The organism is Nitrosopumilaceae archaeon (assembly GCA_035631875.1).
Taxonomy (GTDB): Archaea; Thermoproteota; Nitrososphaeria; order Nitrososphaerales; family Nitrosopumilaceae; genus TA-20.
In genome coordinates, this window is sequence record DASQHX010000013.1 from 76,635 (window position 1) to 99,184 (window position 22,550).

27 protein-coding genes are annotated in these 22,550 nt (G+C 34.6%); 17 read left to right on the top strand and 10 right to left on the bottom strand.

Translation table 11 applies throughout. The features are described 5' to 3' along the window. The first annotated feature begins 1 nt into the window (after nt 1). From VEU72_09635 to VEU72_09655, 5 genes are all read left to right on the top strand, one after another. Nucleotides 2-1,882 carry an arginine--tRNA ligase gene (locus VEU72_09635; protein HYL67392.1) on the top strand — a complete coding sequence of 627 codons (1,881 nt, stop codon included), beginning with the start codon at nt 2-4 and terminating at the stop codon, nt 1,880-1,882. A gap of 39 nt (nt 1,883-1,921) precedes the next feature. Beyond that, entirely contained in the window at nt 1,922-2,758 is an 837-nt protein-coding gene (locus tag VEU72_09640; protein HYL67393.1) for a tRNA (adenine-N1)-methyltransferase, read from the top strand. A gap of 73 nt (nt 2,759-2,831) precedes the next feature. After that, the gene (locus VEU72_09645) at nt 2,832-3,695 is read left to right on the top strand and encodes an NAD(P)H-hydrate dehydratase (protein HYL67394.1); all 864 of its coding nucleotides are present in this window, start codon (nt 2,832-2,834) and stop codon (nt 3,693-3,695) included. Nucleotides 3,696-3,700: 5 nt separating this feature from the next. Further along, on the top strand, nt 3,701-5,047 hold the full coding sequence (locus VEU72_09650; GenBank protein HYL67395.1) for a M20/M25/M40 family metallo-hydrolase: 1,347 nt from the start codon (nt 3,701-3,703) through the stop codon (nt 5,045-5,047). A gap of 139 nt (nt 5,048-5,186) precedes the next feature. Next, a complete protein-coding gene (locus VEU72_09655) occupies nt 5,187-5,765 on the top strand; it encodes a proteasome subunit beta (GenBank protein ID HYL67396.1) in 579 nt (192 codons plus the stop codon). On the opposite strand, the gene VEU72_09660 is transcribed toward VEU72_09655, so the two are convergent. Then, entirely contained in the window at nt 5,766-6,242 is a 477-nt protein-coding gene (locus VEU72_09660) for a PUA domain-containing protein (GenBank protein ID HYL67397.1), read from the bottom strand. Beyond that, complete coding sequence (locus VEU72_09665) at nt 6,239-7,249, bottom strand: homoserine dehydrogenase (protein ID HYL67398.1); 1,011 nt, start codon at nt 7,247-7,249, stop codon at nt 6,239-6,241. Before VEU72_09665 ends, VEU72_09660 begins: the two co-directional genes overlap by 4 nt. Before the next feature lie 162 nt (nt 7,250-7,411). Between VEU72_09665 and VEU72_09670 the strand changes: the two genes are divergently transcribed. The 3 genes from VEU72_09670 (at nt 7,412) to VEU72_09680 (ending at nt 9,172) form a co-directional block, all read left to right on the top strand. Further along, nucleotides 7,412-7,555, top strand: coding sequence for a hypothetical protein (locus tag VEU72_09670; protein HYL67399.1), 144 nt, complete (start codon nt 7,412-7,414; stop codon nt 7,553-7,555). 104 nt (nt 7,556-7,659) lie between these two features. After that, the gene (locus tag VEU72_09675; GenBank protein ID HYL67400.1) at nt 7,660-8,328 is read left to right on the top strand and encodes a hypothetical protein; all 669 of its coding nucleotides are present in this window, start codon (nt 7,660-7,662) and stop codon (nt 8,326-8,328) included. Between the two features lie 85 nt (nt 8,329-8,413). Beyond that, nucleotides 8,414-9,172, top strand: a complete 759-nt coding sequence (locus VEU72_09680) for a sulfite exporter TauE/SafE family protein (GenBank protein ID HYL67401.1) — start codon at nt 8,414-8,416, stop codon at nt 9,170-9,172. Here the strand turns inward: VEU72_09680 and VEU72_09685 are convergent. Then, nucleotides 9,135-9,611, bottom strand: a complete 477-nt coding sequence (locus VEU72_09685; protein HYL67402.1) for a hypothetical protein — start codon at nt 9,609-9,611, stop codon at nt 9,135-9,137. The two genes, VEU72_09680 and VEU72_09685, sit on opposite strands and share 38 nt — an antisense overlap. Then, on the bottom strand, nt 9,611-11,395 hold the full coding sequence (locus tag VEU72_09690) for an SDR family NAD(P)-dependent oxidoreductase (GenBank protein ID HYL67403.1): 1,785 nt from the start codon (nt 11,393-11,395) through the stop codon (nt 9,611-9,613). Before VEU72_09690 ends, VEU72_09685 begins: the two co-directional genes overlap by 1 nt. 109 nt (nt 11,396-11,504) lie before the next feature. Between VEU72_09690 and VEU72_09695 the strand changes: the two genes are divergently transcribed. Both VEU72_09695 and VEU72_09700 read left to right on the top strand, forming a co-directional pair. Next, nucleotides 11,505-11,741 (top strand): hypothetical protein, encoded by a 237-nt coding sequence (locus tag VEU72_09695; GenBank protein HYL67404.1) that lies wholly within the window; start codon nt 11,505-11,507, stop codon nt 11,739-11,741. Next, complete coding sequence (locus VEU72_09700; protein ID HYL67405.1) at nt 11,742-12,131, top strand: hypothetical protein; 390 nt, start codon at nt 11,742-11,744, stop codon at nt 12,129-12,131. On the opposite strand, the gene endA is transcribed toward VEU72_09700, so the two are convergent. After that, nucleotides 12,128-12,664: a tRNA-intron lyase gene (gene endA / locus VEU72_09705; protein ID HYL67406.1), complete on the bottom strand. Its 537-nt coding sequence runs from the start codon at nt 12,662-12,664 to the stop codon at nt 12,128-12,130. The two genes, VEU72_09700 and endA, sit on opposite strands and share 4 nt — an antisense overlap. A gap of 471 nt (nt 12,665-13,135) precedes the next feature. On the opposite strand from endA, the gene VEU72_09710 reads away from it, so the two are divergent. Both VEU72_09710 and VEU72_09715 read left to right on the top strand, forming a co-directional pair. Further along, nucleotides 13,136-13,426 (top strand): Lrp/AsnC ligand binding domain-containing protein, encoded by a 291-nt coding sequence (locus VEU72_09710; GenBank protein ID HYL67407.1) that lies wholly within the window; start codon nt 13,136-13,138, stop codon nt 13,424-13,426. Between the two features lies 1 nt (nt 13,427). Then, on the top strand, nt 13,428-13,559 hold the full coding sequence (locus VEU72_09715; protein ID HYL67408.1) for a hypothetical protein: 132 nt from the start codon (nt 13,428-13,430) through the stop codon (nt 13,557-13,559). 149 nt (nt 13,560-13,708) lie between these two features. On the opposite strand, the gene VEU72_09720 is transcribed toward VEU72_09715, so the two are convergent. Next, nucleotides 13,709-14,098, bottom strand: a complete 390-nt coding sequence (locus VEU72_09720; GenBank protein ID HYL67409.1) for a hypothetical protein — start codon at nt 14,096-14,098, stop codon at nt 13,709-13,711. A gap of 310 nt (nt 14,099-14,408) precedes the next feature. On the opposite strand from VEU72_09720, the gene VEU72_09725 reads away from it, so the two are divergent. Together VEU72_09725 and VEU72_09730 are read left to right on the top strand one after the other, a co-directional pair. Then, on the top strand, nt 14,409-15,905 hold the full coding sequence (locus VEU72_09725; protein HYL67410.1) for an alkaline phosphatase family protein: 1,497 nt from the start codon (nt 14,409-14,411) through the stop codon (nt 15,903-15,905). A 137-nt stretch (nt 15,906-16,042) separates the two neighbouring features. After that, complete coding sequence (locus tag VEU72_09730) at nt 16,043-16,195, top strand: hypothetical protein (protein ID HYL67411.1); 153 nt, start codon at nt 16,043-16,045, stop codon at nt 16,193-16,195. A 38-nt stretch (nt 16,196-16,233) separates the two neighbouring features. On the opposite strand, the gene VEU72_09735 is transcribed toward VEU72_09730, so the two are convergent. Further along, a complete protein-coding gene (locus VEU72_09735; GenBank protein HYL67412.1) occupies nt 16,234-16,959 on the bottom strand; it encodes a thymidylate kinase in 726 nt (241 codons plus the stop codon). Next, nucleotides 16,931-17,635, bottom strand: coding sequence for a dTMP kinase (gene tmk, locus VEU72_09740; protein HYL67413.1), 705 nt, complete (start codon nt 17,633-17,635; stop codon nt 16,931-16,933). Before tmk ends, VEU72_09735 begins: the two co-directional genes overlap by 29 nt. A 265-nt stretch (nt 17,636-17,900) precedes the next feature. Between tmk and sixA the strand changes: the two genes are divergently transcribed. Both sixA and VEU72_09750 read left to right on the top strand, forming a co-directional pair. Further along, on the top strand, nt 17,901-18,407 hold the full coding sequence (gene sixA, locus VEU72_09745) for a phosphohistidine phosphatase SixA (GenBank protein ID HYL67414.1): 507 nt from the start codon (nt 17,901-17,903) through the stop codon (nt 18,405-18,407). 101 nt (nt 18,408-18,508) lie between these two features. After that, the gene (locus VEU72_09750) at nt 18,509-20,014 is read left to right on the top strand and encodes a Ppx/GppA phosphatase family protein (protein HYL67415.1); all 1,506 of its coding nucleotides are present in this window, start codon (nt 18,509-18,511) and stop codon (nt 20,012-20,014) included. Nucleotides 20,015-20,075: 61 nt separating this feature from the next. Here VEU72_09750 and VEU72_09755 read toward each other — a convergent pair whose 3' ends face one another. Further along, a complete protein-coding gene (locus VEU72_09755) occupies nt 20,076-20,897 on the bottom strand; it encodes a CHAD domain-containing protein (GenBank protein ID HYL67416.1) in 822 nt (273 codons plus the stop codon). A 176-nt stretch (nt 20,898-21,073) separates the two neighbouring features. Between VEU72_09755 and VEU72_09760 the strand changes: the two genes are divergently transcribed. Then, a complete protein-coding gene (locus VEU72_09760) occupies nt 21,074-21,433 on the top strand; it encodes a hypothetical protein (protein HYL67417.1) in 360 nt (119 codons plus the stop codon). Nucleotides 21,434-21,467: 34 nt separating this feature from the next. Here the strand turns inward: VEU72_09760 and VEU72_09765 are convergent, their stop codons facing one another. Beyond that, a complete protein-coding gene (locus VEU72_09765) occupies nt 21,468-22,523 on the bottom strand; it encodes a phosphate uptake regulator PhoU (protein HYL67418.1) in 1,056 nt (351 codons plus the stop codon). Between the last annotated feature and the right edge of the window lie 27 nt (nt 22,524-22,550).

Sequence of the window (22,550 nt, forward strand, 5' to 3'; positions counted from 1 at the left end):
TGTGACACTTCGACTGCTCTTTGATGAAATACGATCAAGACTTGAGCAAATTTCTAATGAACTACATTATCCTAAAGTAGAGTTTGAAGTATCTGAGGCTTCAAGACCAGAGTTTGGTGATGTGAGCTGCAATATTGCATTCTTACTTGCCAAGAGTCTCAAGAAAAGACCATTTGAAATTGCAGATATTATTTCAAAACAGTATCAAAAAAACAAAGGCAAATTCGTAAAGGAAATCACTGCACACCAATCAGGATATGTGAATTTTGTTGCAAATTTTGTTGAATTAAATAATTCTACAATAACATCTGCTATGCAAAAAAAATATGGCGACATTAATGTTGGAAAAAACTTGAAAATTGTAGTAGAACACACTAGCGTAAATCCAAACAAGGCGCTACACATTGGTCATGTGAGAAACATAATCATAGGTGACACAGTTTCAAAAATACTACACAAATCACAATACGATGTAAGGGTGCTAAACTATGTTGATGATTCAGGATTACAAGTAGCAGATATCATTGTAGGTTTCAAATATGGTGGATATTCTGTAGAGCAACCCAAGGGTCAAAAATTTGATCATTATTGTGGAGATGTTGTTTATGTAAATATTACAGAAAAATATGAAACTGATTCAAATCTGGCAGAAAAAAGAACACTTGTGCTCAAGGAATTAGAAGAAGGCACATCTGAGACTGCAAGGTTTGCTAATGACATTACAAGAAAAGTTCTTGATGAACAACTAAAGACTTGCTGGCGTCTTGGAGTGACATATGATTGCCTGAATTTTGAGTCACAAATTGTCATGTCAAATCTCTGGAAAATTGTATTTGAAAAGATGAAATCAATGGGAATTATTGAACTTGAGAAGGAAGGCAAGAATGAAGGATGTTGGGTTATAAAGTCCGCAGATGAGGAAGACAAGGTTCTTGTGAGAAGTAATGGAATTGCAACATACATTGCAAAAGACATTCCATATGCAGCGTGGAAGCTTGGAATGCTTGATGATCCATTTTATTATAAAAAATATGCAGAGCAAGCAAACGGGCGAGTTCTTTGGGAGACAACACTTGAAAAGACTGGAAACAAACTCAACTTTGTCGGTGAAAAAGTGATAACTGTAATTGATTCACGACAATTTCGTTTACAAAAATTAATTACAAAAATAATGACTGACTTCAAATCTCAGAAAGGTGCATACTTTCATTTAGGATATGAATCTGTGACTCTAAGTGCAGATACTGCAAAGACTCTTGGTGTGGATACATCTGGTAAGGAAGCACAGATGTCAGGACGAAAAGGAATCTACGTCAACGCAGATGATGTTTTAGATATACTTGGTAAAAAAACATATGAGGAAGCAAAAAAGAGAAATCCAGATCTTGATGAGCTTTCACTTGTAAAGATATCAGAGCAAGTTGCTGTGGGGGCACTACGGTATGCAATGATAAAACAAGATCTTGATAAAATAATTACTTTTGATCTGACTGAATCACTTAGCTTAGAAGGTGATACTGGTCCATACATACAATATTCATATGCACGGGCCTCAAGGATTTTAGAAAAGGCAGAGACAGAACCAAACTTTGATGTATCATTTGATGGTCTTACTACAGAATATGAGTCAAACCTGGTTAAGGTGATTGGAAAATTTGATATCCAGATAGAGGATGCTACAAAAAACCTATCTCCAAAAATAATTGCAAAATACTGCTATGAACTTGCAGTTACATTTAACACCTTTTATGAACATGTAAAGGTCCTTACTGCTGAGACCAAGTCTCTGATAAATGCACGACTTTGTATCGTGTATTGTTTTAAAGAAACACTTGTCAAGGCACTTGATTTGCTTGGAATTAGTTCACCATCAAGGATGTAACAGGTAAATTCTTATCCGTATGATATTGGCTTTATTTCTGTGAAGAAAATAAAACAAAATTCTTTTGTCCTGTTTTTTTATAATGATTCAAAAAAATGGCTGATGAAGGTATCAAAAAAACAACAATTTCACACACATGTTGGTGTAATTAATCACAAAGATGTTGTAGGAAAAGAATATGGCTCTACAATTAAAACAAACAAAGGAAAATACATCTATCTGCTAGAGCCCACAATTCATGATTATATCATGAAGAGTCAGCGTAGTACACAGATAGTGTATCCAAAAGATCTTGGGTATATTGCTGCAAGAACTGGACTTCAGAGTGGACAAAAAGTTGTAGAAATTGGAACTGGAAGCGGTTCTCTTACTACATTTCTTGCAAGCATTGTAAACCCACGTGGACATGTATACACATTTGACGTTGATCCAAATTTTATGGAGATTGCTAGAAAAAATATAGAAAAAGCAGGAGTTGCAAAATATGTAACAATGGAAAAGCTTGACATAAAATCTGTCAAGAAAGTTCCAATTACTGATGTAGATATTGTAGTAGTTGATCTTGGTGATCCTTGGACGGTAGTGCCTCAAGCAAGAAAGATGCTAAAAGGAAGTGGGGCATTTGTTGCGATATGTCCTACAATGAATCAGCTTGAAAAACTTGCAATTGCACTTAACGAAAATGACTTTTATGATATAGAATGTACAGAACAAATTGTCAGAACTATTGAGGCACGCGAGGGAAAAACAAGACATTCATTTCGTAGCATTGGTCATACCACTTATGTTGCCTTTGCAAGAAAAGTCTCAAGTCCACGGGCATTTAAGAATAGATTGCCAAAAGAAGAGATTGAAGTAGTAGAGTCTACAGAATAGATTACACCTCAAAGGAAAGAATAATGGTTTCTAACAAGGAAAGTTTATTCACCCAAAAAGAAGATTATCGGTATTGACAAGTAAGATTTTACAAGCTACTACAGTGAAAAGTTTTATTCCTTCAAGAAAATTTTCATCAAGAAAGGGTGATAATGGTACGGTTCTGGTTCTTGGTGGTAGTTATTTTTATCACGGTGCACCAATACTTTCATCTCTTGCTGCATTACGATGTGGAACCGATTTGGTGTACACTTGTGTGCCAAAAATAAATGTGCAAGCAACAAGAGCAATCTCGCCAAATCTTATCGTACTACCTTTGGTTGATGCCAAGCTTACAAGAGGTGCTGTACACAAACTACTTGGTATTATACCAAAAGAACTAGATTCAGCAACAATAGGGATGGGGTTGGCAATACAAGATGTTGAAGCATTAAAGTTGCTTGTAACATCGCTTTTGAATAAAGATGTAAGGCTCTCTCTTGATGCAAGTGCGTTGGTATCAGATATGCTACCTATAATTAAAAATAAAAAAGTTATAGTCACTCCACATGCAGGCGAATTCAAAAGATTGTTTGGAGAACTACCATCTGATTCTAAAAAGGAACGGATTTCAATTGTAGAAAAATATGCAAAAGAAAACTCTCTTACCATATTACTAAAAGGACCCACTGACATTGTCAGCGATGGGCAAAAGACATATCTGAATGTGAAAAATACGCCTGCAATGACTGTTGGTGGAACAGGAGATGTACTTTCAGGTATGGTGGCAGGAATGTTGTCAAAAAATCGTAATCCTGTAGAGGCTGCAGCGGCTGCTGTTTTTATAAATGGAAAGGCAGGGATGCTTGCCCAAAAAAAGCACGGGTTACACATTGTTGCAACCGATCTCTTAGAATTTATTTCTGATGCAATGAAACCATTTGACAGGGTAAAGTGATTCTGATGCAAGTACTTCGATACATAGATAACAACATGAAAGGTCTCATTTCTGATCTTCAAACTTTGATAAGACAACCTAGTGTTTCTGCAAAAAATGAAGGTCTTGAAGAGTGTGCAAGACTTGTGGCAAAAATAATGAGAAATTCTGGAATCCATTCTGAAATACTTTATCTTAGAAAAGGAATTCCTCCAGTAGTATATGGTGAAGTAAAATCTAAACAAAACCCAAAGAAAACTTTGCTATTTTACAATCATTATGATGTACAGCCTGCAGAACCATTTGATCTTTGGAAAGACAAACCATTTAGTGGAAAAATTAAAGGTAACAAAATCTTTGGACGCGGTTCTGCTGATGACAAGGGCGAATTAATAACTCGAATTAAAGCTGTTGAATCTTATCTAAAAATAGAAGGCGATGTACCATGCAATGTAAAATTTCTAGTTGAAGGAGAAGAAGAAATTGGAAGTATGCATATTGAAAAATATCTAAAAAAATACAAGAAAAAATTTTCATGTGATGGAGTAATTTGGGAATTTGGATATGTTGATGCCAAAGATAGGCCAATAATCAGCCTTGGAATGAAAGGCTTGCTGTATGTTGAACTTTCAGTAACAGAATCAATACGCGACGCACATTCTAGTCTAGCTGTTTTAATTGAAAATCCAGCATGGAGACTTTTGGAGGCATTAAAAACACTTCGTGATGTTAATGGAAAAATACTCATCAAAGGCTGGTATGATGAAGTAGATGTATTCACAAAAGAAGAGCTTAAACTAATTCAAACTGAACCGTTTGATGAAAAAGAATTCAAAAAAGAATATGGAATTAAACGGTTTGTTGCAAACAAGACAGGAATTGCAGCAAGAAAAGCACTGGTAGGAGAACCAACATGTAACATTGCAGGCTTTGTTTCTGGTTATACTGGTCCTGGTGCAAAGACTGTTCTTCCTGCACAAGCACTAGTAAAGATTGACTTTAGACTTGTACCAAAAATGGATCCATTAAAACAACTTGCAAGACTAAAACAGCATCTTAAATCAAAGGGTTTTGGGGACATCAAAATAAACATGATTCATGGTGAAGCTGCATCTAAAACCAAGATTCTAGATCCATTTGTATCTAAAGTAAAAGAAGCTGCAAACGAATCATTTGGGAGATCCATAGTAAGTGTGTCCTCTGCTGGCACTGGGCCAATGTACTCTTTTGCCAAAGTTCTTTCTGCTCCATGTATCTCAATTGGAAGCACATACATTTTTTCTAGAATTCATTCTCCTAACGAATTTGCGAGAATAGATCTGTTAAACAAAACAACAAAATGCATTTGTAGAATAATGAGTAAATTCGATTAAATCTATACATGCTAGTTTCTTGAATTCCTAACTTTAGATATGATTCATTTTTGCGCATCATCGATCATATTAGTGCCTTTCATTTAGAGAAAGGGCTTTATTGTCCTCGTTTTGCACAGGATTTATGGCTTATGTGTATATGCCGGGTGCCACAGCTGTCGGAATAACTTATGATGGTGGCGTAGTCTTGGCAAGTGAAAGAAGAGTTGCTTATGGTAATTTTCTTGTTAGCAAGAACACAAAAAAGACATTTAGAATAACTGATTATGTTGGAGCTTGCTGTGCAGGATTAGTTGCTGATATGCAGGTTTTAGCAATGCAGATGCGTGCTCTTACAAAGATTAGAAAAATGGAATTAAAACGAGAGATTCCTCCAAACTCTGTTGCAAAAATGATGTCATCATTAATGTATGAGCGAAGATACTATCCTTTACTTACACAAGTTATTGTAGGCGGAGTTGATGGTGCACCAGCAATTTACACTCTGGATCCATTAGGTTCTGTGTTGCCAGATGATTATGCTGCTGTAGGAACTGGTGCAGAAATGGCACTTGGAGTTCTCGATCAGGAATTCAAGCAAGGCATGAAGGAAAAAGATGCAGTAACACTAGCAGTAAAATCTATCCGTTCTGCAATCATGAGAGATGCAGCAAGTGGAGATGGAATAGATGTGCTAGTAGTTGACAAAACTGGTTCTCGAGAATTCACTGAAAATTAATTATTTTTTAATCCCTTTTGCAGTTTCCCAAAACTCATCTGATATATAGTGCAAATTTTTCACTACCTCGCCTTTTGTCATAGTTTCTAGTTCTTTACTTGATACTAACGCTCTTCCTACTGCCAAAAACTTGTTGCGCGATTCTTCCACAATGCATACTATCTGATCTTTCTCAAAATCTGAATAATTTTTTATGCCTGGTCTCATAACTGTTGCCCCGTTGCATACAAATTTCACAGCTCCCATGTCTACCACAACTTTTGGAAACTTTTCAAGCATTGAGGTTTCAGAAAGAAAGGGAATGAAAATTTTATCTATCTTGATTGCAGCAAAATTATCTGCAGTGATTAATCTTGCACTATCTGAAATTTCATGAGTAGTAAGATTTTTTGTTTTAGGAACTTCTATCTTCCATTGTGTTGCAATACTTTCTAGTGTCTCGGCAGTTTCAGATTTTGATAATAAGTTTGATTTCAACGCCTTGACATTTCCTGTTTTATATCTAACAAATCTCTCAGTATGGAGCTGGCAGTTTCCATTCCTCCAGCACCACGACCAATTATTGTTTGTTGGCCAGAGTGTTCAGAATTAAACGTTATTGCATTTAGAGTGCCGTTTACACATAATGGATCCTCTAGAGAAATTTGTTGAGGTGAGACTAGTAATTCTTTATTACATGATGCAATTAGTTTTACAGCAGAATTGTTGGTAGCAGCTTTTTTGATATCCGAAGTCGTAACATCTCGAATCCCTATGCGCTTGATGTCTTTTATGGTAACTTTCATGTCCATTATCCAATTAGCTAGTATGACAAGTTTAGCAGCAGCGTCAAAACCATCAATATCTAATGATTCATCTGCTTCTACATATCCTCTTTTTTTTGCATCTGCTAGCGCTGTCTTGAAAGTCATTCCGTTAGCCATGTTAGTTAGTATGTAATTTGTTGTACCATTTAGAATTCCTTGAAAGGAAACAATTCTTTCACCTCTTAGGCTATTTTTTGCATAATCTAAAATTGGTGTACCTCCGCCAACCGTACCACTAAATTTTAACAGGACTTGATTATATGTTGCAAGTTCAATTAATGAAGGAAATGCAAGAGCAAGCGGTCCTTTGTTTACAGTAATTACATGTAAACCGTTTTTCATGGCATTTACAATATGTGACATTCCTGGTTCTGCATCTTTGTAATTACTTGGAGTTGTTTCTATCAATACTTCGGCATCCATTCCCTTGATCATTTCAAGCCCATTTGCATTTTTTTCTTTATTGTGATATTTTCTTATATTACCATATTTTTTCTTGACTTCTAAAAGTCTGTTAAGATCAAGGCCTGCAGAGGATGCCGCAGATCCTTTACTATCAAAAACGCCCACTATTCTGGGCTTTAGACCATGAAGTGCATACAAATCTTCTGATCTCGAAAGTAAGAGTTTTGCAAAGTTCTGACCAACAACTCCAAAACCACATAATATTATGCGCAATATTCAACAAACATATTCGGTATTAATTAGTATATTTCCTTCATTGACGAATAAAATGAAAGAACTCTTCATGCATGAAAATTTTTCACAACCATGTAGTAGCATATGTGACTTATAGTGAGATTTAAGCAGATTTATTAAACAGCAAACTGGCGTTTGATTATGTCGACAAAATTAATAGTTGGCGCAATTGTTATTGCAGCAATTGGTGTCATTGCAGTTTACATAAAAAGTAAAAGAAGCAAATCTCCAACCAAACTCGATGCAACAAAGGCTACTGATAAACCAGACACGACTAGTCTTTAACTACTTTTTTTACAAATATGTGATTGTATTTAGTATTAATTAAATTCATAAAATTCCATGAACTGTGAGATTGCTTTATTAAAGCATACAAAATTCAAGATTTCATGAGGCAAAAGAAACTTCTCTATGCAGGTATAGGTGGAGCTGCCGTTATTGTTGCAATAATATCTGTTATTGCAATATTGCCAAACATATCTAACCAATCAACTGATAATACTGACCAATCACAAATTTCTCCACTTGATCTTGATTTTTCATATGATGAAGCAAACTCAAACCTGAAAACAAGTTTACTTTCTGATGATATTAACATGTCAAAACCATTACAGTTTTTCAGTCAAACCGACATCAATCAATACTGTAACTTTTTCTCAAATCAAACAAAGCAGTCGCTTGTAAAATTTTGCACATCAACTGAGATTAAAGATAAAAATGGAAATTTTCTTGGAAATATTAACATGGTGGGTTCTACTCGAGCACCAGGTCTAGTTATTGTTGCCATACAATCAGATCCAACAATGAGTAATCTAAATGATGTAAAGACAGTTTTTGGGGCCGTAATTAATGAGACTACATGTGGATGTTGGAATAAAGAAAAACCAAGAGGCTATGCAACCCTTTCTGATATGATTGATGCCTTTCGAGATTTTCATATTGCTGGTAAAAAACCCAACAGCACTTCACAAGCAGTTCCATTAGGTTCTGAACATTTTGAAATGGAACTTACAACTAACCAAAGTGGATATGTATGGAAGTTGCTTGTTGCTAGATGAGATGCCTAGAGCTTCTGCTATATTTCTTAGTTCATTAAGGTTGACGTACTAACTTAATCCATAATGGTATCTGTTGGTGTTTGTATTGTTTGAATATCTAGGATTGATATTACTTGGATTTGCTGCAGGAATTATTGGCTCAATGATTGGGTTAGGAGGTGGATTTGTTGTTGTGCCGATTTTGACATTTTTTGGATTTTCACCTCAACTTGCAGCAAGTGATAGTCTTTTTGCTGCATTCAGTAATGCTGTAGCATCAACAATTTCCTATGCAAAACAAAAACGCATAGTATATTCACTTGGTTTGAAGCTAGGATTGCTTTCAATCCCAGGTACAATACTTGGGGCATACATTTCAGACGGAATTACTCCGGCATCATTTAAGATATTGTTTGGTATAGTACTTTTAGCATCAAGCATATACATTTTTTTAAAACGGAAGATGGAGTCCAAGGAACACAATATTTCAAAACAAATAATGGTATTGGCAGTTGGTGCAAGTTTTTTTGCAGGAATAATTTCAAGCCTGTTTGGTATAGGAGGTGGTGTGATTTTTGTTCCTTTAATGGTAATAGCAATTGGTCTCTCAATGAAAATGGCAGCGCCTACTTCGCAGTTTGTTTTGTTATTTGCATCTGCTTCTGGTATGATTACACACTCCCTTTTAGGCCATCCTGATTTTTACCAGGCGCTTTTTCTCTCAATAGGTGCATTTGCAGGAGGACTAGTTGGTAGCAGACTTTCACTACAGGTAGAAGAGAAAAGACTGAGAATTCTTGTTACGGTGGTACTTGTGATTACTGCCATCAAGCTTTTTGCTGATTCTCTGAGGGTTCCTTTTTGATCTGGTACAAGTTGCGTTTTGACACTACAACAAGTTCGCCATTATCTTTTGAGCCCTCAAAATCTATTGCTAAAAGCCCATAACTTTCGTTAAGGTCAGTTTTCTCAGATATTTTAAATTTGATCTTTAGATTTTCATTGGTATAAAGAGGTTTTAGAAACCTGGTGTGTCTGTTTTTCCATTCTGGATCGCCATCCATGCCATAAAAAATCAACATATTTCCATACATTTCTTTTAGTCTTGTAAACTCTCCTTCCATTCTTCCTAGAATAGCTCTGCCAGAAATCATTGTACTTGATTCTTTTTTCATATTTTCATTATTCTCATATATTACATTTTTTATCTTAGAAAAATTAAGATAACTTTCAAGCTCAGGCAATGATATTTTACATTCTGAAAAAAATTCGTCACCTACTTTGAGCTCAGAAAACTTCTTCATCAGGATCTTGTTTCATCAGGACAGTAAATAACCTCAGAGCTCTGTGTGGCTTTTCCAGAACTGAAATATTTGATTGCGCTAAAAATTCTTTCATTACTTGGTTCTATTCCATCTATACTTCCTGGCAAAACTAGGAATGCTCTTAGATTTGATTTGAGCACATCACTTAGCTCTTGATTGACAGTTGTAGCAAATGGTCGTAGCGCTCCTCGAAATACCTCTACTCTTGCTCTGTCTGAGCCAGATACTTTTGAGCCTGATGGCAAGTCAGGACCTATGATTATTATGGTGCCTGATTTTCCCTTGTAAAGTGGTGGATTCTTGGAACCTCCAGGTACGAAAATATTGAGAGCTTCCTGCCCAACTATTGCTGGAGTGTTTATGAATTTGTCAACCAACCCATCCCATTGTGATCTGGTTGTTTCTATTAGTTTTGCAAAAGATGGAACTTTGCCTGTTACATGAATTATAGTTGAAATTACTCCTATTTTTTCTGAGGCAGTTTTGAAAAATCTTTTTACTTGTTCTGGATTTGACAAGTCAATTGGATGTGAATGAAATTTAGATAGCTGTTCTTGTGCTTGCTGGGGACTGTTTTTTGATAAGAGGATAACTACTTTGCCCCCATTTTTTTCAATATTTTGGGCAAGAAATTCTACACGTGATGTATCAGAGCTCTCTGTAATATCAGCAGTAAGCACGATAACCTTACCATTAAAGTCAAATTGTGATTCAGGAATAGATGATGAAACATGTGGCTTGACTGGGTAAAATACTCTATCTCCTGGTATGACTTTACCATTGAGAATTTTTGATATTTCATCATCACACAAAGACAGTACTGTTTCTGCCACTTGAGACTGGGACAAAAATTGCTCATCAGCAATCATCTTACTTGTGTTGTTTTGAATTTTTTCTGCAATCTGCTGAATCTTTGCAAGCAAGGAAGAAATTGTTTTGTCAAGTTTTTCTATTTCAGATTCTGATGTAATGTTTTTTAGTTTTGCTAATTTTGTAGTTGCATTTTTAATTCCTTCTTTTACTGCTTGTTCTGATTCTCCCATCAAGGGCAATATGTCATTATTGACTTCTTCTACTTCCTGTGGAGTCAAAGTTTCAAAACCACTGACTCTCATAAACTCAGCAGCTGCTTTTGGATATACTGTTTTGTAAATTCTGTCAGAATGCACAGGGCCTGGATTTGTTGCTATGGAAATAATTCCTTTTTCAGTTAGTTCCCATGACATTGCCTCTGCTAGTCTATTTTTTGCTCCCTGTGAAGCGGTGTATGGACTCCTAAACCTGTATGGTCTTTGCTCTAGAGGGCGCTCTTCTGTAAAAAATGTTGAAATTGTAATAATTTTGCAACCTTTCTTCATCGCTTTTAGTGCTTGAACTGATGTCCAAAAAGTTCCTGTAAGGTGAATGGCAACTGTGCTTTTAAATTCTGTAATTGGTGAGTTTGCAAAACATGTTACTGGTCCAGAAACGCCTGCATTGTTAACTAGAATGTCTACATTACCTGATGATTTTAGTTCATCAAACATGCGTGATACGCCCTCTTCATCGCTGACATCAACTCCTGCAAAAATTTTAACAAACGCGTTACTCTTTACTCTACCAATAATTTCTTTTAATCCCTTTGCAGTTTCTTCAAGGGGCTCTTTTCTTCTGCCAAGTATGACAATGCTTGCACCATTTTCAGCAAATTTTACTGCTATGGCCTTTCCAATTCCAGTGCCGCTACCAGTGATAACTGCAACTTTTCCCTGAAATTTTAACATTAACAGAAGTTGGCTATATTTTTCTATTATTTATTCCGATTGCTCTGTCTTGTGCTAATATGTCGTTCCAAGACTAATATTTATTTGAGGGTGAAATTTACCTTGACGCATGCACGATTCTGAACAAGAGACTGTTGTACAAAAAAACAAAAATGAAGAATTCTGCGACCTTTTAAATCATATAGGAATAGAAGCTGAAACAAAAGAAATTGGCACTGATGATGTTGAAAAAGGCGATTATTATAGCGGAAGTTTTACCCATTCTCCAATCATGACTACAAACCATGGCTGCATTAAAATAAAAAATTCCAACATTGATATCGTGCAGGTAATTCAGAAAGGTTAGATGGATTTGATGCAAAACATAAATCCTTTACCTTGGGGCGCACAAGACCGTTTTCAGGCTCATTTTATAGTTAAAGCAAATGTAAACCAAAGTGATGATAGTTTTCTTGCTGAATCAAAACCAAAAACACAGGGTCACTTTGGCTCTAAAAAAGTGGTAGGTGTACAATGGATTGGAGGAAGAATATCTGATATTCTAAATGCTGATAACGAACTTGTCGATATGATTACTAAATTACCTTACCATGATGCATTCATTTGGATAGATCCAACAAAAAATGGTGTTAGAATACATGGCAAATGGAAAAGTAGCCACGAGCTTGGAATTTCAAAAGAACAGTTTGCTGTTTATGATAAAATAGCATCACACATTAAAAATAATCTGCGCTAAGCTCTCCACCAATCTAACGCTAGACAATCTACTTTCTTCTCACCTCGTGGAATTGCCAAGATGAATTGTTTTTTTACTGTTGTTGCCAGTCTTCCTGCTAAAACTACACTTGTAGCAGAGACAGTATCACCAGTATTGTACACCTGAACTAGATATGGAGCATGGTCAATACCTGGGCCTTTTTGATATACTGCAAAATCACAACCAAATTTAATTCCGGGATTTACAATGTAGCCCTTGTCTCTGAAATCTTTGTAGACTAGATATTTTTTGTCAAAGTTGTGGTATTCACCTCTGCAAATTTCAAGTAGATTGTTTTCTGTTAGAAGTTTTTTTGCCTTGAATACTTTTATCTTTGATTTTTGTACTAGGTACAATCCTTCTATAAGATCTAAAATTAATGGTACTGTGATTTCTTCTGGTTTTGGTTTGGCAATGCCCACTGGCTTGCCATAATATCCATTCACAAATAGAGTGCGTGAATCTTGGATGTTCCATACTACAATTCTGTTTTCTATTAATTCGCCTTTCAAGTTAGATTGTTGTCATTTAGACTAGTATTAATCTTATAGAGATAAAGAGAAAGTAATAAGAGGAAATCAAAACCGTATACAGTTTGTTATTGTGATTACAAACACGTAGCAAACTAGATTCTACATACGTCTCATTGATACTATAATTCTATATTGAATACTTTTATCATTTTTAAATTAAATCAGAATTGGTGGAGTTGATGAAAGTAACAATGCCTGATGAATCTTGTAGGGGCTGTGGTGGCTTATTGATGAAATATTCCGTATGTGCTGGGTGTAGGGGAACGATGCAAAAAATATGTAACAATTGTACGTCAAAGACAGAGCCTCAAATCCATGACCATTGCTTCAATAAAATAGAATTAATTCACTAGAGAAAATCAAAATAAAATCATAATCTATGAACTCTATGGAACAGTTGTAAAAACCATAGACAACTCTTAGATAGTAAATATCAAAAACATCATCATCATGGACAATACTTATGAAATACAAACTCCTCATGAAATGGCTACTGCTCACATAATTCTAAGATGTAAACCAGGTTTTGAAAAACACGTTATTGAAAACCTTGAGAAAATTAATGGTGTTACGAATATTCATAGAACTGTAGGTCAATTTGATATATTGGCTAAAGTAGAAGCAACAGACCATGAATCTTTAAGGAAAATAATTCGTTGGAAGATCTTCAAAAGTGATTACATTGAATCTATTACAACATTGATGTGTGTAAGGAAGTCGTTATGTGTAGTTGTGAGCTAATATGGATGAGAAACAATCTAATGAAAATAAAACTAAAAGAAACAACTATCACAGACCATTTCTTGGACTGTCAACTGCAATATGGATGAGTAGCGATCTCCACATAATATTTGTAAATCCCGCCAAACCATAATAACAGAACATAAAGACCATTTTCATATCTTATAGAAAAATCATAGTAAATCCTTAGATAATGTAAAAGACGCCATAATCATGCGGTCTACAATTTTTGATTGTGGTTGCGAATCCTACGAGTCTCTTTAGTCACGTAGACCGCACTAGTTATTTTTGAATCTCAACAATGATCTTGCTTATTAACTCGGCAACTTTGGTTGCAAAGGAGATTGGACTAATTTTCTTTGTACACGTAACAATAATGACATTCTTGTGAAAAGGGAAACTAAACATTATGAAATTATCTTTTTCTGAATGATGGTATCTAATAATGCCATAAAGTTCATCAACCTTTTCTCCAACAGAAATTTCAAACGTACATTCCATGAAATGAGTGTCATTCCACCGCTCTAAATTTGGCTCGGGGAACCTTTGATGTGTTATCTTATGTAGAGTGTTTCCCTTTTTATCTATGACTACAACTGAACGTATATTTCGATCTATATTCATAATAGATTTTGATAATTCATCTAATTCAACTGTCTTTGTTATAGCCACGACGATCTAACATTTATAGGCATAAAAAAGATTATCGATTATTTGTGTGTATGATACAGTGTAACTGTGGGGAACGGTCTACTAGATCTGAGGAAAGACAATACTTAAAGACCTTCATAGACCGCAGTTTCACGATCGTTTTATTTTATCTAAGTATTTACTATATCTTTTTGTGATCATATGTACCTGAAAAATTGATCGAGTAATCAACATAAAAAATAAATTTTTATGATCTGACAATATTTGATAAATAGTGTAACGTGATCTATTTGCAGAATCAAGAAATGCATGAACCCATGATATCGTCTCAATGACAAAAATTCTAACAACAACTATCGCAGCACTAATGATGGCATCTCTATTCCTCAGCAGTACAAGCTGGGCAATTGATCCATCAACAACAACACCAATCAAGCATGTAGTGGTCATATTCCAAGAAAACGTTTCATATGATCATTATTTTGCCACATATCCAAATGCAGCAAATCCAGCTGGTGAACCTAAATTCAAGGCATCAGAAAATACACCATCTGCAAACGGTTTGACACAGGCACTCATTGACAACAATCCCAATTCCAAAAAACCATTCAGATTAGACAACACATTATCGCAACTAATAACATGTGATGAGAATCATGACTACAAACCAGAGCAATTAGCCTTTGATGGCGGATTGATGGACAAATTCGTAGAAACAGTTTCTAATACTGGTCCTGGCTGTAATCCCGATGGTAGCACTGTAATGGGATACTACGATGGAAACACCGTCACAGCAATGTGGAATTATGCACAACACTTTGCTATGAGCGACAATTCATTTGGTACTACATTTGGTCCATCTACTCCAGGAATGTTGAACTTGGTTTCAGGTGAAACTGGTAATGTCACAACATCTGATGTTGTAGACACCGTTACACATCATACTGTAATTGGAGATCCAGATGGAGCATTTGATGATTGTTCAAGCTTTGCACCAACAGCTATGGGTGGAAAGAACGTGGGTGATCTTCTAAATGCTAAAGGAGTTACTTGGGGATGGTTCCAAGGTGGCTTTAAACCAAGTACACCATGGGATGGTAATCCAGCACACAAGGCAAAATGCAAATCATCGCACTTGAATATCGGTGGTGCTAATGTAACTGATTACAGCGCACACCACGAACCATTTGAGTATTATGCCTCAACTGCAAATCAACATCACCTTCCTCCAGCATCAGTTAATGAGATAGGTCACAATGGCCAAGCAAACCACCAGTATGATATTACTGACTTTTGGACAGCAGTAGACGCTGGAAAGATGCCAGCAGTAAGCTTCCTTAAAGCAGCAAAGTATCAAGATGGACATGCAGGTTACTCTGATCCTATAGATGAGCAGCACTTTATTGTTGATACAATCAACAAGCTCCAAAAAACGGATGAGTGGAAGAATACTGCAGTAATCATCTCATATGATGACTCAGATGGGTGGTATGATCACGTGATGTCTACAATTCTCAACCAGTCAAATGATCCTGCACAGGATGTTGCCTGCGGAACTACAAAACTAGGTGCTTATCAGGATAGATGTGGTTATGGCCCAAGATTGCCATTGATGGTGATATCTCCATATGCAAAGGAGAACTTTGTCGACCATTCAGTGACTGACCAATCCTCAATACTCAAATTCATTGAGGATAACTGGAATATTGGACAGATACCAGATCCACAATCGTTTGATAGAAAAGCAGGTTCGTTGAATAACATGTTCAACTTTGAACAAGGTGATACGGATAAGCTTATCCTAGATCCAAAAACTGGAAACAAATAAGAAGAAATAACTCTTCTCCCTTTTATTTTTCATATTTAATAGATTAATGATAAATTTTCTATGAATTGCACATAAGATATGTTTTTCATGTGGCATACGCTTATCAAATATTTTACAGCACATATGGTGAATAGAAAATGTGGATATGTTATCTTTGTGAACACAAAATTATGGTAGAGCATGGTCAAAAAGATGACTTGAGTGCTGAAGATGATCCAAGACTTGAGGATGACAATGAGTTGGAATGCATCTGCACCTGTCACTCAACTCCCAATCTTATTTCTATGTGATATACTGGTTACAGAAAATTGTTTTGTCTAGAAAAAAATTATAGATTTTTTTCAAGAAACAGGTTTATTCTTTTTTGTAGATCAGCATTAATTTCAGATACTGGTCTGTTTCCATTTATTGGTATAAGCCCGTATCTTTTTTGCATCATGTGAAATTCCTTGGAAATCATTCTTTGATATATTAAAAATGATTCAAACATGTCATCTGAAAGTCCTAGATCTGCACCTGATTCATAATGGTCAAGCGAGGAATTCTTTTGAAATACTCGATGTATTAGTATATTGGGATCTACATCCAAATAAAAAACAAGGTCTGGTTTTATAGCAAAACCATACAGATTATGGGACCATTTTCGATTTAATCCTCTTACTACGTTTCTAGCTATGAGTGTGTAGATGTATCTGTCTGCAAGTACAATGTAGCCAGCTTGTAAAGCCGGTATTATTTTATATTCAAATTGGTCAGCAAAATCTGCAGCATAAAACAGTGCTAGTGTTTTCCTTCCTAGGTTGTAATCTCTCTTTGCCTCTAATATTCCTCTACTTACTAATTCTGAGCGCTTCAAGCCGGTATTCAAAACTGCATGACCATCTGCCTCCAATTTTGCTGTGATCAGCTCAATTTCTGTACTTCTTCCAGAAGCATCAGGTCCTTCAATAACGATTAATCTGCCTTTGATCTCAACATCTTCCAAGTTTTTTATGCCATGACCGTAAAATTCTACGGTTCTTTTTTCAAATTGTTTTTTTGTATTTTGTTTCATTTTTAATCAAAGCTCTGGCAGGTGTTTTGGGAAGTGTTTTTGGTAAAATAGCAGAAATTTTCTCTCTAACTAATTTCTGCTGTTCTTCAATATTTAATGTACCATCTATAACAGTAAATCCTTCTGAATCTGCCATTGAATCATATTGTTCAATTATTCTTCCTTGAAAAATTCTATAACTTTCATACGGATCATTGCTTAAATTCAAATCCATTCCAGCTTCATAATATTTTAGTTTAGGTCTACCAACAAGAATTCTGTCAACTGCAATGTCAACTGGTACTCTGAAATAAAATGCGATATGTGGTTTGATTGCAAAATCGTAAACACTTCTTACCCATTTTGGATTACAACCTCTTACAACATCTCTCACAAATGCAGTATAGATGTATCTATCTGCTAGAACAAAATAACCAGCACGTAACAACGGAAAAATGTTTCTTTCATACCTGTCTGCAAAATCAGTAGCATGTAGCAGACTAAAGGTAGTTGGTGTAAGCTGACCTTTTTTCTTTCCTTTAGACGTGATTTCTTTTACCATCTCAGAAGAATTCCATTCAGTTTTAAAAACACTAATTCCTTTGTAAGCCAGCCATTTTTCTAGAAGATGGACTTGAGTTGATTTACCTGAACCATCTATACCTTCAACTACAATTAATCTACCGTTATTTTCCATTTAATTTAAATCTCTAGGGACACTGGACGTAAATAGACATTTAATTCTTCTATATTGTAAGCATTTTTTTCACATTTTATTATACTCATTTATGGATGGTTTTCTATCATTGTCTAAAGCAATGATGATAGTGTTCTATATAGAACTATATTTTGATATGAAGAATAAGAAATCATAGTCGAATCATAGATATTTGTATTAAAATGACTTATGTTGATGATAATGCTAAATCATGATGTATCTTACCTTGTGGCAGAAAATTTTGTTGGATTTTGAAATGGATTTGTACATTTTGCGACACGGTGAAGCTGGCAAACGCTCATCTACAAGAAATGACTCCCAAAGGTCGCTTTCTATTACAGGAAGACAAGAAATGGAAGAGATTGCAAAGGCACTTGTCAAATTAGGATTAGAGTTTGATTATGTATTTACTAGTCCATTAGTAAGATGTAAACAGACTACAGAGATTGTAATGAAGTACATAAAAAGCAGGAATAGTGTAGTGGAATTAAATGAATTAAGACCGGAAGGCAATAAACTAGAACTCTACAATAAACTTTCAAAATTAAAGCCGGGGTCACTAACACTTCTTGTTGGACATGAGCCGTATCTGAGTGATTTAGTAGGAGAAGCTATTGGAGAATCAAACTGTAGAATCGATCTTAAAAAAGGTGGATTAGTAAGAATTAGAACAATCTCACTTCAACCAAAAATACGAGGAGAACTGAGGTGGTTACTAACACCAAAACATATGAAAAAAATATCAAAATGATCAGAGTTTCTTATGTTTTTCATTTAGTAAAAAAATATGAATCTAGTCTAGATTAATAGTAATGTGTTTTTATCAAAAAGGGGTAAATAATCAAAATGAAAATGTCAGTAATTGATTTAGGATTCAATTCTGTTAAATTGGTAAATTACAATGTAAAAGATGATGATTCTTTTGAGATATATGAACAAGAGGGGATGAAAGCAAAGCTTGGTGAAGGATTGGACGAAAAAGGCAAGCTTAGTAAAAAACCAATTATGAGAGCAATTGAAGTTTTAAAGTTATTTAGAGATGTTATTCAACTCCAGCCAATTAAGTCTGTCCTACCTATAGCAACTAGCGCAGTAAGAGAAGCAAGTAATAAAGACGAATTTCTAAATGAAGTATATCGTGAAACAGGATTCAGATTCAAGGTTTTGTCTGAACGAGAAGAGGCCCTTTATTCATATGTAGGCGCAATAAAGTCACTTCAATTACCAAACACGCTATTTTTTGATTTAGGCGGAGGAAGCCTAGAAATTGTACACGCTGAAAAATTCAGAATCAAAAAGGTTATTTCATTACCACTTGGTGCATTAAGATTAACACAACAATTTGCTAATAAGAATTCTACATTTGCTACAAAAGATTATAAAAATATGAGGCGACATATATGGAATCTTCTTCCAAGTAAAAAAGAATTTGATCTAGATAAAAATACAGTTCTGGTAGGAGTTGGTGGTGCATTAAGAGCTTTGGCAAGATATGATCAAAAGGTTACAAAATATCCATTTGACAAAATTCATAATTATGAAATGGATTTTAAATCAGTTAATACAATTAACAAAAAACTATCTGATATGAAACCTGGTGAGATTTCCAAAATCTCTGTAATTGGTTCTAGCAGAGCTGAAACAATTGTTGCTGGTTCGTGTGTTATAGATACATTAATGGACAAATTTAGATTTCAAAATCTTCATGTAAGCAACCATGGACTTCGTGAAGGTGCGCTCTCAATATTTCTTGAAAATCAAAAAACATATCATTCTAATAGTATCACATCTGAACAGATACGACAATCTCTTAGTATTACTAAAGAGAGATCAATCAATCAAAATGCTGAAGGGTTTTTAAAAGGACTTATTGTTTTCAAATTAATTGGCGAGCGTGAATATGTGCTTCTTTCATATGCACTAAAATTGATGATGGAAAAATCGTCATATAATAATCCTCAGAGTTGGTTTTATGCAATAGCTGATGAAGACATGTCTCTTAATCATACTGATCAATTAATTTTGGGATTATCTCTTGTACATACTAGACATGAAAAAACTGCAGATTGGTTATTTTCACGATACAAGTCTATTCTAACACCTCAAGATAAGACGGCAGTAAGAAAAATATCCTCTTTGCTTAACCTTTTGAGATTTTTAGAAAAAACTAAGGCAAAAATTGAAATAAAAAAATCCGAACCTGGAAAAATTGAATTAAATGTCATTCCAGCTAGAGGAGTTCCTAAAACTCTACTGCAACACATATTGAGAAATTTTGAAAATGTATTTGGCGTTAATGTGATCTGTTCAATACGTTCTGAAATGGGAAGCGCACAAAATTCTATACTTGAATTATAGAAAGAAGAACTTACTCATGATTTTTGTAATTCCAAAAGTGATGTAATACTATGAAAATAAATTAAATCTTACAAATTAACTTTTCAAAACCAATTCTTTGCTCTGAAAATGTTTTTACAAATAACTTATATTTTAGATTTCTTTCCAAACTCTCTTGTTTAATCATGTCTGTAATTTCGTTTGTTAATTTTTGATTCTTGAGGTAATCTAATATAATGTCACTATCATGAATTTCTCCTAATCTGTCCTGTATCTTTTTCAAGTTTTCAATATGTAATGGTATTTTCTTGTTACTAAGAGATAATTCTATGGTGTAACGTAACTTCTTAAAATCTTTCCTCATTTTATGAAGTTCATCAATTTTTTTATCGTCAATTATCACAATAGGAATATTCTGTTTTATTCTAGAATTTAATTTGTTTACAGTCTTATGAAATCTGTTTTTTAATTTTGATTCAGATAACTGTTTTTCAGTGATTTTAGGCATTGAAAATGATCTTAGTTTTGTTGCAACGAAATGCGCATCTCTAATCTTTGATTTTCGTTTAATTATTAATGATGATATTAGTTTAGAAGAAGATGGATTGGCAAAATATTGTTGATCTAACTTGATAGTTATGATATCAAAATCTCTGATTTCTGTGTTTATCTTAAAGAGCAGATTTGACTTATCTATGTAATTTTGAAAATTTGGTTGTTTTCGAATCTTTTTTGGTAGTATTTTGTAAGCAGCCTGCAGCCTTCTTATCGTAATTCTGATGTCGTGAATATTTTCCTCACTTGGATCATCCATATACTCATCTAATTTATTGATACTTTTTTCAACAATTTTATGGAAATTTTTTATGAATATTTTCTTTGTTAAAATTTGGAACTCTGTCATACCACTTTGTAATTATGACGTTCTAATATTTCAAACCATGTTTCATAGGTCTACATAATCTCAATAGTGGCTCACACTCTATACGCTCCAAACTTATCATCCTCTTGATACCATGTACTCTTGTGACGGCCCTCCTTACCCTTGAGCGAAATACGCAGTTAGATAGATTATGTGACTTGATTCTAAATAATAGTGAAAGAATCAATCTTGTAGCCATTATAGACCAAAAAGGTAGAGTCATAGAAAATAAAATGCGTGATGATAGGGTAATAAAAGATCTTACAGATCAAAAAAGAGAGATGTTGTTCATGGAAAGTGCTTTACAGTTATCCATGATCCGAGATTTTGATGATGAATTTGGAGCAATGAAATATACTTATTCAACAAGAGAAAAGATCTCATTTTTCACATTTTTATTAAATGATTATGCCATAATTGTGCTAAGTGAACCTGGAGAAAATCCGTTATTACTTGCATCAAAAGTCGTTAAAATAATAAATTCGCCTATTGAATCAAACAACCAAATAGTAGATTGAACTGAAAATTTTACAAATCATATAGCATTTTTAGTTAATCTTTAACATTGTTTTCAGAAATTACATCCTGAACGGTCTCATTTATTACTGCTTCTGCAATATCACTTGAATATTCAGCAGTTCTGCGAATGTCTTCCAAAACAAATTTTATGACGCTTGAATATTTTTTTGATTCCTCTAAACTATCAGTAAATTCTTTTTCTTTTTCTGCTATTCTGCATGCGTTTGTAGCAACAGAGTCTGCAAGAAGATAATCACGTTTATTTAATGCTGTAATGGAATCTTCAAACACTTTTAATGACTCCTCACTTAATTTTGTAATCTTTTGTAACAATGATGGTTCTAATGTAGATTTAAGAAATTTCACCCTGCTTGCTATTGAAACAGCATGATCTGCAATTCTTTCAACAGATTTAACTACGATTCTATAACTGATGCAATCAGATGGCTTTTGCAGTCCTATGTCACGTAAAATTCGTTCATGTTGAACTGCAAGTGTAAGGTTTCTTAATATGTATAAACTAAAACGATCAACTTCATCATCTGAATGAATTATTTCTTCACCAAGCTCAGAATCCATCTCCTTTAATGCGTCAATGGCTTGTCTGTGCATAGTAGATGTGAGCAAGAACATTCGCTTTAATGCATCAGCGATTGAAAGCTCAGGTAAGCTAGTTAAAATCTGGATAGTTATGGATTCTGGTGTTGATTCTACTATCTCAGTTCCAATCATATTTGTTCTTACCAAATCTCGTATGGCTTGTTTTTGATTGAGCTGAATTCTTCCCCCCTTGCTTTTTATCTCGATTAACTGGTATCCTGCAAGATACATCGCAATGACTTTTCTCTTGATGGATTCTACAGAGTCTTTCTGAGCGATTGTCGTATTTGATTTCATTGTCTGTGTGGATTGTGAATTTCTTGAGGGTAACAATGATAATGAATTATTTGCAGTTCTGACTATTGAAACAGGGTCTCCTGTCTTCAAATGCATGTCATCAACCCATCTTTTTGGTAATGATAATACATAGGTTGAACCTCCTACCAACTGTAGCTTTCTTACTTCTTTTTCATCCAATAATTCTGCCAAGTGTCTTAAACTGTAATCATATAGATT